The sequence below is a fragment of the Lysinibacillus sphaericus genome, assembly GCF_001629735.1.
In the GTDB taxonomy this organism is placed as follows: Bacteria; Bacillota; Bacilli; order Bacillales_A; family Planococcaceae; genus Lysinibacillus; species Lysinibacillus pinottii.
The window spans coordinates 399,487-414,722 of the sequence record NZ_CP015224.1 but is presented as its reverse complement, the minus strand read 5'-3'; the positions used below and the strand labels follow the sequence as shown (position 1 = coordinate 414,722).

General features: G+C 38.9%; 13 protein-coding genes. 1 reads left to right on the top strand and 12 read right to left on the bottom strand.

The window, feature by feature from the left end; genetic code table 11:
- Positions 1-175: 175 nt before the first annotated feature.
- Entirely contained in the window at positions 176-571 is a 396-nt protein-coding gene (locus A2J09_RS01925) for a hypothetical protein (protein WP_012293363.1), read from the top strand.
- 49 nt (positions 572-620) lie between these two features.
- Here the strand turns inward: A2J09_RS01925 and A2J09_RS01920 are convergent, their stop codons facing one another.
- The 12 genes from A2J09_RS01920 to A2J09_RS01865 form a co-directional block, all read right to left on the bottom strand.
- On the bottom strand, positions 621-923 hold the full coding sequence (locus A2J09_RS01920) for a rhodanese-like domain-containing protein (protein WP_025114024.1): 303 nt from the start codon (positions 921-923) through the stop codon (positions 621-623).
- Between the two features lie 95 nt (positions 924-1,018).
- On the bottom strand, positions 1,019-1,249 hold the full coding sequence (hfq, locus tag A2J09_RS01915) for an RNA chaperone Hfq (protein ID WP_031419061.1): 231 nt from the start codon (positions 1,247-1,249) through the stop codon (positions 1,019-1,021).
- Between the two features lie 97 nt (positions 1,250-1,346).
- Positions 1,347-2,249, bottom strand: coding sequence for a tRNA (adenosine(37)-N6)-dimethylallyltransferase MiaA (miaA, locus tag A2J09_RS01910; RefSeq protein WP_012293361.1), 903 nt, complete (start codon positions 2,247-2,249; stop codon positions 1,347-1,349).
- Positions 2,236-3,153, bottom strand: a complete 918-nt coding sequence (locus A2J09_RS01905; RefSeq protein WP_036160983.1) for an alpha/beta fold hydrolase — start codon at positions 3,151-3,153, stop codon at positions 2,236-2,238. The genes miaA and A2J09_RS01905 overlap by 14 nt, the downstream gene beginning before the upstream one ends.
- 3 nt (positions 3,154-3,156) lie before the next feature.
- Positions 3,157-4,803 (bottom strand): glycerol-3-phosphate dehydrogenase/oxidase, encoded by a 1,647-nt coding sequence (locus A2J09_RS01900; RefSeq protein WP_036160980.1) that lies wholly within the window; start codon positions 4,801-4,803, stop codon positions 3,157-3,159.
- An 18-nt stretch (positions 4,804-4,821) separates the two neighbouring features.
- A complete protein-coding gene (gene glpK / locus A2J09_RS01895) occupies positions 4,822-6,315 on the bottom strand; it encodes a glycerol kinase GlpK (protein ID WP_036160977.1) in 1,494 nt (497 codons plus the stop codon).
- A 17-nt stretch (positions 6,316-6,332) separates the two neighbouring features.
- The gene (mutL, locus tag A2J09_RS01890; RefSeq protein WP_036160973.1) at positions 6,333-8,195 is read right to left on the bottom strand and encodes a DNA mismatch repair endonuclease MutL; all 1,863 of its coding nucleotides are present in this window, start codon (positions 8,193-8,195) and stop codon (positions 6,333-6,335) included.
- Between the two features lie 15 nt (positions 8,196-8,210).
- Complete coding sequence (gene mutS, locus A2J09_RS01885; protein WP_012293356.1) at positions 8,211-10,781, bottom strand: DNA mismatch repair protein MutS; 2,571 nt, start codon at positions 10,779-10,781, stop codon at positions 8,211-8,213.
- Between the two features lie 127 nt (positions 10,782-10,908).
- Positions 10,909-11,565: an outer spore coat protein CotE gene (gene cotE, locus A2J09_RS01880; protein ID WP_012293355.1), complete on the bottom strand. Its 657-nt coding sequence runs from the start codon at positions 11,563-11,565 to the stop codon at positions 10,909-10,911.
- 131 nt (positions 11,566-11,696) lie between these two features.
- Complete coding sequence (locus tag A2J09_RS01875; protein ID WP_012293354.1) at positions 11,697-12,134, bottom strand: YlbF/YmcA family competence regulator; 438 nt, start codon at positions 12,132-12,134, stop codon at positions 11,697-11,699.
- Positions 12,135-13,679 (bottom strand): tRNA (N6-isopentenyl adenosine(37)-C2)-methylthiotransferase MiaB, encoded by a 1,545-nt coding sequence (gene miaB, locus A2J09_RS01870; RefSeq protein ID WP_012293353.1) that lies wholly within the window; start codon positions 13,677-13,679, stop codon positions 12,135-12,137.
- Positions 13,680-13,857: 178 nt separating this feature from the next.
- Positions 13,858-15,162, bottom strand: a complete 1,305-nt coding sequence (locus A2J09_RS01865; RefSeq protein WP_012293352.1) for a carboxylate--amine ligase — start codon at positions 15,160-15,162, stop codon at positions 13,858-13,860.
- Positions 15,163-15,236: the final 74 nt, after the last annotated feature.

The following is a 15,236-nucleotide window of genomic DNA, read 5'->3' as shown; positions in this document are numbered from 1 at the left end:
TACTGTAAAGACATTGTTGGGGGTGCTATTGAACGAAACATACAAATCCCTCCTTCACCGATATAATTGTAACATATTTCAGAAAATTAAAGAGTATGTTTTATAGATAAAGGGAAAATGAATCACTAATTACTTCATTAGGTAAGGATAAAATTTTCTTTAAGGAGGAGTTAGAGTGCACGCAAGAGAATTAAGAAACGCTATTGCAGAGACTTGTGAAAACTATGATAGTCAATATGCGCAGTTAGTAAAACCGATTAATCAGTTATTAATGAATGTTGATGCTTTCATCAGTGAAGGAACAGCGTATGTCATTATAGAAAATTTGAAATTATATTATAGTGGAGATAAATACATGGCGGAATGTCACTTCGATGAGAGTGAAAATTTCTTACAGGATGGCATTGAGCTTCTAAAAAAGGGAGACCTGGCGAATGGCGCTTTACAAATATACGGTGCTGGTTTAAATTTTGCCAGTTATGCTTCAAAGGTTCGGGGGCAAAAAAATGTGAACCCGTACATGAACTTTGAAAAAAACTTTAGCCTCATCATGGATTCACTCCAAAAATAAGCACATGAAAAAAGAAAGAGTATACACTCTTTCTTTTTTCATTATGTCATTATTTAAATTCTAATTCGCCATCGTAAGCTAACATGCCACCTTCTAGGTTTGTCACATCAAATCCTTGTGCTTCTAAATAAGAACAAGCATTAGCTGAACGGCCACCAGCCTTACAAACGATAATATATGGCTTTGTTTCATCTAATTCCTCTAGACGTTCTGGGATTGTCCCAAGAGCGATATGCTGAGCGCCAGGAATCATGCCGTGTGCTACTTCATCCTCTTCACGAACATCAATAATATATAGGTCTTCATTTGCATCTAATAGTTCTAATAATTGTGTTGTTTCCATTGATTTCATCAAACTCGTCCTCCAAATATCTATTTCCTTTATCATTATAGCCTGAAGCAAAAAAAACAGCCAGTGTGGAGTACACTAACTGTTTAACAATCTTTTTATGCTTCTGTCTCTAAAAATTCTATTGGTTTTGCTGGAACGAATGTAGAAATAGCGTGCTTGTAAATCAGGTGCTGCTTATTATCAGCATCCAATAATAGAACTGTAAAATTATCATATGATTTCACAGTCCCTTTTAACTGAAATCCGTTTAATAGAAATACAGTTACAAAAACACTGTTTTTACGTAGTTGGTTCAAGAACGTATCTTGCAAGTTGATTGATTTCATCAAATAGCCTCCCTACTAACTTTCTACCTCTTCATTCCTATAGTAGCACGTTCTACCAATTTATCAATTAGTAATTTTTAGAAATTTTTCTTTAATTTTATAATTGTTCACCTGTCATCACAAAATGGACATCCATTTTATTGCGGAAATAAGTAAGTTGCCTTTTCGCATAGCGACGAGAATTTTGTTTTAAGCTGTCTATGGCGCCTTCTAGTGAACATTTGCCATCTAAATAATCATATAATTCCTTATAACCAATGGCTTGTATAGACTGCACACCCCGGATATTTTGTTGCCATAGCCCTTGGACCTCTTCTAAAAGACCATTCTCCATCATCAAATCGACACGGCGGTTAATACGGTCATAAAGCACCTCTCGTGACATATTTTGACCTAGCCCTAAAATCAAGTGATTATAGAGAGGTACCTCGCCTCGATTTTGAGCTTCAGCTGCCTTCGATACACCGCTTAATTCTAGCATCTCTAATGCGCGAATGACACGACGTGTATTATTTGGATGAATGGCTTCTGCAGTTTGAGGGTCTAGTTGTTTTAATTTATCGTGCATTGCCTCGGGACCAAGCTTCGCTAATTCATCATAATAGGCTTGACGTGCTGCCTCATCCACTTTTTCATCAGTAAATTGGAAATCAAACAGAACAGCTTGTACATATAAGCCTGACCCACCTACGATAATCGGTAGCTTATGACGAGCTTGTATGTCTGCAATTTTCTCTCTTACTAGCTTTTGATAGTCGGCCACTGAAAATGATGCTGTCGGCTCCAGAAAACTTAGTAAATGATGAGGAACTCCCTCCATCTCTTCTTCCGTAATTTTCGCCGTACCTATATCTAGCCCTTTATAAACTTGCATTGAGTCACCATTAATGATTTCTCCATTATACTTTTTGGCAAGTTCAATACTTAACGCTGTTTTTCCAGAAGCAGTTGGTCCCACAATTGCTACGACCTCAGCCTGCTGTAATTTATTTTCTATCATATTTTTCTAACCACCGTAATAATACTTGAAAGACTGCTTCTTGATTGTCTTCATTTAAAATTTCATGTCTTTTATCTTCAAATAAATAAACAGTGACATCCTCCACACCAGCAGTTGCTAATTGTTCTGCCACTGCGTACACTCCTAGTCCCTGTTCACCGACAGGGTCTTTACTGCCGCTTATCAAAAGTATTGGAAGATCCTTTCTTACTTTGGCAATCTCTTTTTTGCGATTCAAGGTTGAAAAGCCTGTTGTCAAATCTACAAAAAATTGATTGGTTGGAATAAAGCCACAGTATGGATCATCTATATACTTTTGAACTTCTACCTGTACAGAGCATAACCAATCATAGGCAGTCTTCGGATTTGGAAACTGCTTATTAAAACTACCAAAACTTAATTGATTGAGAAGCCTGCTTTCTGTCTCTTTACCAAGACCTTTGGCTAAAGCTTTGGACACGATATTACCAATTGCGTGTAAAGCTGTAACATTACCCGTTCCACAGAGCACAACATTGTCTACCTGTTCCCCATACCGTTGGATATAGCGTCTCGTAATGAATGAGCCCATACTATGACCAAAAATAATGAACGGTTTGTCGACAAATGGTGCATGTAATTGAGTCATTACTTCATGTGCATCTTCTACAACACGTTCAAAGCCGTTATTTTCAGCAAAAAAGCCTAAAGTTCCATTATAAGCAGCTGTTTCACCATGTCCACGATGATCGTGCATCGTCACTACATAGCCGGCTTTTTGAAGAGTGTAAGCAAATTTTAAATATCGACCACTATGCTCCGCCATGCCATGTAATATATGGATATGTCCAATACAAGGCTTTTTAGATTCTAATGTTCGTGTGAATACAAAATGGCCATCAGACATTTGAATATAACACTCCATCGCTTACTCCCCTTCTTTCACGAAAATAGTGGCATCCAAGATGGCTTGGTCTAATTCAGCCATATAAGCATTTCGTTGCTCCTCCGTATAATTCAAGTGTTGTTGCATCACTTGAAGCACTTGTTGCTTATAAAGCTGGACTGCTTCAATGTCAAAATACAGCATACCAGTACGGCGAATAAAGAAGTCACTTGGCGTATAGACCATTTCAGCTTCTAAGCCATATAATAGCATCGCATGTAAAGTAAGTGGCATTGTACTACCATGCTCATGTAAGTATTTTACGCGATCAAATAAAGCATCCACATTCGTGCCATATTTTTGAACAAGTTGCTTAGCTTCATCGTAATTTAAACCATACTGAACACCTTCTCGAGCTTTATAGGCAATATAGTCAGGGAAATTGATGGCATTAATCCCCTTTGCTCCTGACAGTGATAACTCTCGAGTTATGGATGCGCTCGCATGCTTATAACGACGGATTTTTACAATTTTATCTACAATCGATTCTGCCATTTGTCGGTAGCCTGTTAACTTGCCACCTGCTATCGTCATTAAACCACTCGGAGCCGTCCAAATTTCATCTTTTCTTGAAATTTCTGAAGGATTCTTTCCTTTTTCATAAATCAATGGACGAACGCCTGCCCACGATGATTCAATAGTAGCTCTCGTAATATTGGCTGTAGGAAATACTTTCTTTGCCGCCTCTATTAAATAGTCCACATCTTGCTGTGTTGCAACAGGATGTACTGGATTGCCCTCGAAGACAGTATCCGTTGTACCTACATAGGTTTTACCATCACGCGGAATAGCAAATGCCATACGTCCATCAGCAATATCGAAATAAACTGCTTGCTTTAATGGAAAATCTTTTTGATTTAGGACAATATGAACACCCTTCGTCAACCGTAATTGCTTATTATCAGCTACTTTATCCCTTTGACGTACATCATCTACCCACGGACCTGTAGCATTAACAATTTGTGCAGCGTGTACATTCAAAATGCGTCCTGTTAAATGATCTTCTACTTTAATTCCAATTAGCTTTTTCTTGTCGTAGATAAATTCCTTCATCTCCGCATAATTAAGACAAAGTGCCCCATATTCAACAGCCTTTTTTAATACTTCAATCGTAAGACGCGCATCATCGGTACGATATTCAACATAATAGCCTCCACCGACAAGTCCTTCTTGATTGAGTAAAGGTTCTAATGCTAAGGTTTCTTGCGCATTTAGCATTGTTCTACGTTCCTGTTTTTTGACACCTGCTAAACGGTCATAAACTTTTAAGGCTAGAGATGTTGTCATTGGGCTAAGGGAACCCTTTTTATATAAAGGCAAAAGCATTTTTTCTGGTGTTGTCACATGAACAGCATTGTCATAGACGATTTCACGTTCACGTCCCACCTCTGCTACAACTCCTACATCAAATTGCTTTAAATATCGTAGTCCACCATGGATGAGTTTAGTCGACCGACTCGATGTTCCGGCAGAGAAATCCTGCATGTCGATACATGCAACGGACAATCCCCTTGAGGCAGCATCCAGAGCAATACCTGCACCCGTAATGCCTCCACCAATGACTAAAACGTCAAAACTATAGTGCTCTAAATAATATAAAATTTTTGGACGATGCTCATATGAAAACATACCTTTTTCCCCCAATAGCTAAGATTTAAAAATTCGTGTTGCCTCTACAGCTCTTTGCCAGCCAGCATAATGAGCTGTCGCTTGGTCTTTTTCCATTTTCGGCTGGTAGGTTTGACCATTTACCCTCAGTGCTGATAAAACCTCTTGATTTGGCCAAAAATTTGTAGCAAGTCCTGCTAAATAAGCTGCACCTAATGCCGTTGATTCATTGAGCTTTGCCAGCTCAACATGCAACTGTAATATATCACTTTGGAATTGCATCAATAACTCATTTTTTACCGCACCACCATCTACACGGAGTACTTCAATAGGTGCCCCGGCTGCTACTTCCATAGCATCGAGTACATCCTTCGTTTGATAGGCTAATGATTCAAGTGTCGCACGGATGAAATGTTCTTTAGAAGTGCCCCGCGTTAGCCCAAAAATGGCACCACGAGCATCTGTATCCCAATAAGGTGTACCTAGTCCAACGAAGGCAGGTACAACATAGACGCCATCCGTATCGGCTACTTTTTTAGCATAGGTTTCAGAATCCTCTGCTGTCCGAATCATACGTAGTCCGTCTCGTAGCCATTGAATCGCTGAGCCTGCTACGAAAACACTTCCCTCTAATGCATAGGTCACTTTACCATCTATTCCCCAAGCAATTGTCGTCAATAACCCATTTTTCGATTTTACAGCCTGTTTTCCTGTATTCAATAACATAAAGCAGCCTGTACCATAAGTGTTTTTGGCCATGCCTTTTGTAAAACAAGTTTGCCCAAAAAGGGCCGCCTGCTGATCACCAGCAATACCTGCAATCGGAATGTTTTCACCAAAGAAAATACTTGCTGCCGTCTCAGTGTAAATTTCTGATGAATTTTTCACTTCAGGAAGCATCGACATCGGAATATCTAATAACTGACAAAGTTCCGCATCCCATTGTAATTCATGAATATTGTATAGTAATGTTCGAGCTGCATTTGAATAATCGGTAACATGAGCCTTTCCCTTTGATAATCGCCAAACAATCCAAGAATCAATCGTGCCAAATAATAAATCTCCATTGTCAGCCATTTCACGGGCGCCCTCTACATGATCTAATATCCATTTAATTTTTGTGGCTGAAAAATAAGCATCTAGACGTAATCCCGTTTTTTGCTGAAAAAGCTCCTCATGCCCTTGTTCTTTCAGGTCATTCACGATTTCCTGCGTTTGACGCGACTGCCAGACAATGGCGTTGTAAATAGGCTGTCCTGTATGTTTATCCCACACAACAGTTGTTTCTCGCTGATTCGTTATTCCAATAGCATGGACCTCGCTAGCATCATGCCCACTTTCTGTTAAGACGGTTGCAATTACTGAAAGGACCGAACCCCAAATTTCATTGGCATTATGTTCTACCCAACCAGCCTTTGGAAAAATTTGCTGAAACTCCTTTTGTGCTACATGAATAATTTCACCTTTTTTATTGAATAAGATAGCTCTTGAGCTTGTTGTGCCTTGATCAATCGCTAAAATAAATTCGCCCATTATTTTCCCCCTCTTCACTACATGACTCGTTTGAACATTTTTTCCACTTCATACGATGTAAAATGAATTAGCACTGGACGTCCATGTGGACATGTAAATGGATTATCAGCCTTGCGTAAATCTCTAAGCAAAATTTCCATTTGTTCTTTCGTTAAATAATAATTGGCTTTGATAGATTTTTTACAGCTCATCATAATCGCTGCGGCTTCACGTAATTTTTTAATATCTGCCTTTTTAGTCGTCAGCACCTGTTCAATTAAATCTTCAATGATTTCCTGTTCCTCACCTTGAGGGAACCAACTAGGGTGCTCTCGTACTACAAAGGAAGATTGTCCAAATTCCTCTAAAAATACGCCTACTGCTTCTAACTCTTGTTTGTGTTCTCGTAATAAAAGTGCCTCATCAGCCGCATAGTGGAATGTTAGTGGCAGCAGTAATGCCTGACGTTCATGTGGATTAACTTGACCAACCTTTTCCCGGAAAAATTCATATTTAATGCGCTCTTGTGCAGCATGTTGATCAATTAAATAAAAACCATCCTCCATTTGGGCGACAATGTATGTGCCATGGATTTGCCCTACTACTTCCAGCTCAGGGAACGGTTCCTTACCCGTTTCATCTACTAAATCCTCATGTTGCTCGGTAATAGTTATTTCTTCTATTTCTTCAGCCTCTAATGACGGAGTTGTCTGCCCATAATCCTTTACAATAGTAGAAACAGGCTCTGGCTCTACTGGAGTTTCTCGTTGGTTTTCTCGAATGGTTTGCACATCATATAACTTCTCTACAATTGCGTTCATTTTCTCCACATCTATCTTAGGTGCAGGCTTCCAAATATTTAATTGCTCTGTAGCTGGTTTGACGATTTTTTCTTTTTTCTCCATTTGTGGTACACGAATAACGCTACGTATTCTCTCACGAATAGTTTCTTCGATTAATTTTAAAAGCTCTGGCTCCTTACTTAAACGAATTTGATGTTTAGCAGGATGCACATTGACATCTGTCAAATATGGATCTCCCTCAATATAAAGCACCACAATGGGAAAACGTTCAATTGGTAAATACGTATGGTAGGCATCAACAATGGCTTTTTGTACTAAATAATGCTTAACCCAGCGCCCATTGACGAATAGAGACATATAATTTTTTGAAGCACGAGTTACCTCTGGTAGGGTCACATAGCCGGAAATACGATAATCGTGTGACTCTCCTTGGAAGGACACCATCTTCTTGGCATTATGTACTCCATAAATGGCAGCAAGCACTTGTTGCACATCTCCTCGTCCGTTTGTTTGGAGCAATATTTGACCATTATGCAGTAATCTAAAAGCAATTTGCGGATTACTAAGGGCAAGACGATTCATTAAGTCAATTGTGTGCCCAAGCTCAGTTTGAATAGTTTTCATATATTTTAAGCGAGCAGGTGTGTTAAAAAACAATTGTGATACCGTCAGATCTGTACCTTTACGTAAAGGGCCGGGCTTATGCGTCAACATATGACCACCCTCCAGCTCTAAATGTGTACCAGATTCACCGTTCGATGTAATTAGAGTCATTTTTGAAACAGAAGCAATAGATGCTAATGCCTCACCACGGAAGCCCAATGTACGAATACGAAATAAATCATGTTCTTGATGAATTTTACTCGTTGCATGGCGAGAGAATGACATAATAGCATCCTCTTCATCCATACCGCTACCATTATCAATTACTTGAATGGAAGTGAGACCCGCTTCTAGTAAAAAAACATCAATGGACGTACTTCCCGCATCAATAGCATTTTCTACTAGCTCTTTGACAACTGAAGCTGGTCTTTCAACTACTTCTCCTGCTGCAATTTTATTGGAGAGCCATTCGTCCATAATTTGTATGTTTCCCACTAACGTATCACTCCTTTATTTTTTCATGTTTAATAACTCTTGCTGTAACTCATATAAAATATTCATCGCCTGCATCGGTGAAGTTCCTAAAATATTAACTTTCTCTAATTTTTTTAGTACCTCTGCCTCAGCTGGTGCCATTGGCTCTTCTTCAGTAAATAAAGACATTTGCAGTGGTGGTTCTGCTATTTTCTGTGCTTCAGCCACTACTTCGTTCCCAGCCTCAAAGTTTTCCAATAGCACACGAGCTCTTGCCAAAATTTCTTCTGGTAGCTGCGCCAATTGTGCCACATGAATACCGTATGATTTATCAGCAGCGCCTTTTTTCACCTTATGCAGGAAGACAACCATGCCATTTTTTTCGGTAGCTGCCACATGGACATTTTGTAAGCGTGGCAAATCCTTTTCAAGAGCTGTTAATTCATGATAATGCGTAGAAAACAACGTATTGGCACCGATTTTGTCATGAATATACTCCATCATGGATTGAGCTAAACTCATCCCATCATAAGTAGAGGTTCCTCGCCCAATTTCATCAAATAACATTAAACTGTTTTTTGTGGCATGCATAATGGCGTGTTGAGACTCAAGCATTTCCACCATAAATGTTGATTGCCCAGCTGCTAAATCATCAGCTGCTCCGATGCGAGTGAAAATTTGGTCAGTGATAGGTAGCTTAGCCTTTTCAGCAGGTACATAGCAGCCCATTTGTGCCATGACGACAATTAATGCTACCTGACGCATGTAGGTACTTTTACCAGACATATTTGGTCCCGTAATAAGCATCATGTTGTTCTGCTCCTCTAGCACACAATCGTTTGGTACATACATTTGCTTGTTTAACATCTTTTCCACAACAGGATGGCGACCCTCAATTATTTCGAGCGCTCGTCCGTTATGGAATTGTGGTTTTGTAAAACGATATTTTTCTGAGATGCTAGCAAAGCTTAGCAAAACATCTAACTCACTTATGCTCGCTGCCAGTGCCTGTACACGTGGAATAAATTCCTTTAATGCATCTCGAATTTCTACAAATAAGTTATACTCTAGTGCTAGGCTTTCTTCCTCAGCATTTAAAATCAACGCTTCTTTTTCTTTTAGTTCCTGTGTGATATAGCGCTCTGCATTAGCAAGCGTTTGTTTACGTTCATAACGAGTTAAATCCGCTAAATGAATATTAGATTTAGTAATTTCAATATAATAACCAAAGATGCGATTATAGCCTATTTTTAAGTTTTTAATGCCTGTTTTTAGTCGCTCCTCTTGCTCCAACTGAGCGATCCAATCCTTACCATTACGGGCGGCATATCGAAGCTCGTCTAATCGTCCATGATAGCCGTCTCGAATCACATCACCTTCTTTAATGGTAATAGGTGGATTGTCCGTTATGGCTTTTGCTAAAAGTTCCACAACATCTGTACATGTATCGAGTGCTACCCCTATTTGTTGGAGGGTCTCCTTACCTGCACCCATTAGCTGCTGCTGAATAGCTGGCACTTGGCGCAACGAATCTCGTAATTGTGCTAAATCACGGCCACCTACATTGCCAAAAGCAACTCGACCAGCTAGACGCTCTAAATCATATACCTGTTTTAAGGCAGTTTGTAACTCTGTTCTAACAAAATATTCTTCCAATAAATCAGTCACAATCGCTAGTCTAGACTCAATAGCTGAGCGTGTGGCAAGCGGCTGATGTAGCCATTGTTTTAATTTACGGCCACCCATTGCTGTGACGGTATCATCGAGTAACCATAACAGTGTCCCTTTTTGATCTCCACCGCGAATGGATTGAATGAGCTCTAAATTCCGCTTTGAGCTAGAATCAATGCGTAAATAATGCTTCATTTCATTAAACGTAAATGCTTGAATATGTGATAACGAACGCATTTGTGTTTTATCTATATAGGCCAATAATCGAAGGCATGAAATTTGTAAGGCTGGCGGAACAGCTTCTACATAGCTAGCTGCTTTATCCATCGTCATTTCATCGGCTTCCACTGACAGTACAATGGCAGCATTTGCAGCATGTTCTGCTAACAATAGCTGTAAACTATCCGTTACAATAAGTTCACGAATACCATAGGCCTGCATTTGCATTAATAATGCTTTGCCATCGCCTTCAATGGAAGAAGCCACGGCTTCACCTGTTGATAAATCTAGATATGCATAGCCAAATGTTGTGTCATCCAGTTGTTCGGCTGCTCCAATAAAATGATTGGATTTCCCTTCAAGTGTCTTACCTTCCATAATTGTACCTGGTGTGATGAGTTGAACCACTTCACGTTTGACCACGCCTTTTGCTTGCTTTGGATCTTCCGTTTGTTCACAAATGGCCACTTTATAGCCTTTTTGCACAAGTGTTTCAATATAATTTTTAGCTGAATGATGCGGCACACCACACATGGGAATTCGCTCTTTTGCCCCTGCATCTCGGCTCGTTAATGTAATTTCTAAAATTTGTGAGGCATTGATGGCATCCTCAAAAAACATTTCATAAAAGTCACCTAATCTAAAAAATAAAAAGGCATCCTTGTAATCTTCCTTAACCTGCAGATACTGTTGCATCATTGGTGTATATGTTGTCATATAAATATTTACCTCGCTCTTACCTATAGATACTTTTATTATAACAAAAGATACATGCGAAACGCTTCATTCACCTTTTTTAAGATGCTAGCGTTTCGCATGTATCGAAAAATGATGGTTTCTAAAATTATCTTGGTCGTTCATCAGGAAACGATGATGACTCTAATACATACCTACCTTCTCCATCAGAGCTTGAAGATGAGCTTGAGCTCGAGCTAGATGAGGATGAGGATGATGAACTCTCATCATTAAAGCTCCAGTCTTCTTCATAATCTAGCGGATGTACACTAATACAAATTGTTGTTTCACCCATTACTTCCACAACCACTTCACGTTCCACTACAATTTCAAATTTCGTACCACATGAAGAAATAACTGCTTCAATACAATTTGGTTCTTGTATTACCCGTACACGAACATCATCACCAACACTAATTTCCCCTTCTCGATAGTGAAGCTTCACTTTGTCTTTATAGTGAATTGTTTCCGAAAACACAGCTGTCTTCGAATGATTACTGTAGGCATACCATACATTGACATCAAATTTCCCTGTTACTTCTACAAATTTCCCGACTCTTTTAGCAGAGCAAGTATGGTTAATTACCCAGCATCCTAAAATACTTGTCGGTTTATTTGTTGGTGATAATGTTACACGCTCTTCCGTTCTCTTCTTCCCTTTGGCAACTACTGCTTTCGTCACGATTTGTCGTAAACGTTTCAGCGCAATTCCTCCTTCGACTCTTTTCACTCCATCATATGCAGGTTGCGCCCATTGGGTGAACATATATTTTAGAGAATTAAATGATTCCTCTAGAACTCTTTCAGAAAGAGACTGCTATAGCATGAGCATTCCTCCATAGAAATGAACATAAAAAAGCTCGAATGCTGTCATTCGAGCTTTACTTCTATAATCTGTTAAGAACAGCTACCTGGTTGAGAATTATCTACATATGAACCCGTTTCACCACGTAGCACATCGCCGCCTGTTGAGCGGATAATCTCATTTGTTACATTATTAGCGATTGTATTCGATACTAATTGCAATAAATCATTAACATCGCCTTGTGATTCTTTAAATTGTTGAACAACTGGGATATCATTAATTTCTTCTTCGATTTTTGCAATTTTATCTTCAATCATTTTAAGCGCTTTTTCTTTCCCTAAGTGTTGGAAATTAACAGCCTGTTTTTGTAAACTTTTTAGACTAGCAATTCGTTCACGTACTTGTTGATTTTCATTGATTTGAGCTTCTGCTTTTTTGAAAAATTCAACCTCTGGTGTATTTGCAATCATATGTGCAATTTCATGTGATTTTTTAATTAAATCTTCTTTTGTGTATAAGATTTGTGTCATTTACGCTTCCACCTTTTCATTTTTTACGACTTCCAAAAACTCACCAGTAAGTGAATAAGATGTAGTCTCGATAATTTTAACCTTTACTAATTGACCAATTACTTCTGCTGGTCCTTTAAAATTGACCAAACGATTTTTACGTGTATAGCCTGCAAGCACATCATCTCGTCGTTTACTTGTTCCTTCAACTAACACTTCGACAACCTCACCATTTAAACGCTCTAAGGCTTTACGAGAATACTCACCCACAACTTCATTTAAACGTTGAAGTCGTTCCTTTTTCACCTCTTCAGGTACATTATCGACCATTTTTGCAGCCGGTGTCCCTTCACGAGGAGAATATATATACGTAAATGCTGCCTCAAAGCCAACTTCACGGTATAAGGAAAGCGTTTCCTCGAATTGTTCCTCTGTTTCATTTGGGTAGCCAACAATAATATCTGTCGTTAATGTTACTTCAGGAATGGCAGCCTTAATTTTTTCTACTAATGTCAGGAAATGCTCACGTGTATATTTACGAGCCATAATTTTTAAAATGTCATTAGAGCCAGATTGTACTGGTAAATGAATATGCTCTACTAAATTACCACGTTTTGCAAGTACTTCGATTAAATGATCATCAAAATCTCGAGGGTGACTCGTTGTAAAACGAATTCTTGGAATATCAATTTTTCTTAAAGCATCCATTAAATCACCAAGACGATATTCGATATCCTCAAAGTCTTTCCCGTAAGCGTTGACATTTTGACCAAGCAACATGATCTCTTGATAGCCCGCTGCCGCTAGCTCTCGAACCTCAGCAATGATCTCCTCTGGACGACGACTCCGCTCTTTTCCACGTGTATACGGTACGATACAATACGTACAGAATTTATCGCAACCATACATAATATTAACCCATGCTTTAATGGAACCAAGGCGTTTTTTCGGCAGATTTTCAATCACATCGCCTTCTTTTGACCAAACTTCTACGACCATCTCTTTCGACATGTAAGCTTCCTTAAGAATGTTTGGTAGGCGGTGAATATTGTGCGTTCCAAAAACCATATCGACATGTGGATAGCTTCTTAAAATTTTATTAACAACAGATTCCTCTTGCGACATACAGCCACAAACCCCGATTAGCATCTCTGGGTTTTTTCGTTTATATTTCAACAGGAAACCAAGTTCTCCAAATACTTTGTTTTCAGCATTTTCTCGAATGGCACATGTATTCAGCAAGACCACGTCAGCCTCTTCAATTATTTCAGTTGGTGTGTAACCCAGCTGCATAAAAATACCAGCCATTACTTCTGTGTCATGCTCATTCATTTGGCAGCCATAAGTACGAATGTAAAAAGTACGATCTTTACCCATTCCTGCAAATTGTTCGTCAATGCTAAAATCCTTATGGTATTTCACATCTTCTTTGCCACGTTTTTTAGCATCTTTTAAGGAAGGTGCCGTAAAGACCTTCTCAAAATATTTACTGTAATCCTTTTCAGGCTTGTCTTCTTTTTTTGGTTGATTGACCTGTTGATTAGCTAAGCGTTGTTCCTCATTCATCGCAATCAGGTAACTCCTTTCAAACGAAATCCATGCACTTGAATTTCCATCTTACTATTATACTGAATAGTTGATACTTCCTACAAGGCTTGCGCTTCAAATGTCGTGGTTTCGACTTAATTACAAGTAGCTGAAAGGATTGATTCGTCCATTTTCAAGTTCTATTATCTATTAGGCGCTAAACGTCCCGATTAATAAAATACTTCCTATGCTTGATATATAAGTATCCATCGTATAATTTCAGCTTAATCCAACGCTTCATACTCATATCCTCTTTATAAAATAAAGCATTTGTATATTGACCTTGTTTCACTAAACGTTTTGCTTCCATTTTTAATTTTTCATTCCCCATACATTTATATAAGGTTCTGGGAGGCAGTAGTGACCACAAATGCTTAGTTTGGACATATGTTCGTTCAAGCGGGATGTGGAATAGATAATCATCCACTACATATTGCATGTAGTTATGGCCGCTCGCTGTCACATAATAGCTGGAAGAACCGGCTCGTAAATTCAGCTCAAATAACTTGTACTCCCCATCTCGCGGATCATATTTCATATCAAAATTGGCAAAGCCCGTATAACCAATGTCCTCCAACAGATGCCGTATTGTATCCATCAATTGTTCATCATAATCGGTCATGACAGCTAAAGAGATGCCCTTGTTTTGCGGAGAGGGGTCCTCAAATAGCTTATTGCTTAAACACATCAATTTCACTGTTTTATCCCTCCCTACATAAACATCTAACACACGAATGAACGAATCATCACCGGGGATAAACTCTTGTAAAATTAAGGAATCTTGATAGCTTGAGCGATAAATACAGTGAACAATCTTTTGCACCTCACTGTCATTATGGGCAAGATAAATTTTTTTCTTCTCAGGAAAGGAGCAGCTAGAGTACGCCACAGAATTAGAAGGTTTAATAATGATTGGGTAGTGGAATGGTATAACGCAGTTTGTCTGTTGTTCCTTTGTTACAGTCACTGTTTGGGGGTATTTTAACTTATATAAGTCACAAAGTTGATAAAATTTTTCCTTCGTTTGAACCTTCTTTAGCAAAGCTTGGTCGATATAGGGTAAAATAAAATATTTTTCTAGCTCCTCTTTATTTTGAATGATTAGCTCTGCGTATAAGCAGTCACACACTAATAAAATCAATCGTTGATGCTGAAACTGCTTCGCCAGCATCTGCAGCGCTTGCACAAAATAGTGAGGGTCATCTAAATGCTCTACATATTGAAATTCGAGGATACCACTATTTTGAGTGGCGATGCCCTGTGCACCACCGGAGAAAAGTGATCGGAAATTCCCTCGCTCTCTAGCTGGCTCAATAACAAGGCTCTTAATATGATAAGCTTCATAAAAAGAACGGGCTACCCCGTAGGCATGCTGTCCTGACTGTATAACAATAGGCAAAAAAGGTTGTTCCTGTAGGTATGACAATTCGATCGCCTCTCTAGTAAAAATGAATTTATTCATTTGTATGCGCACTAGATTGTACATATGTAGCACCCATAAAAGACACTAATATAAAACTTTAGTGCCTTCTCCAG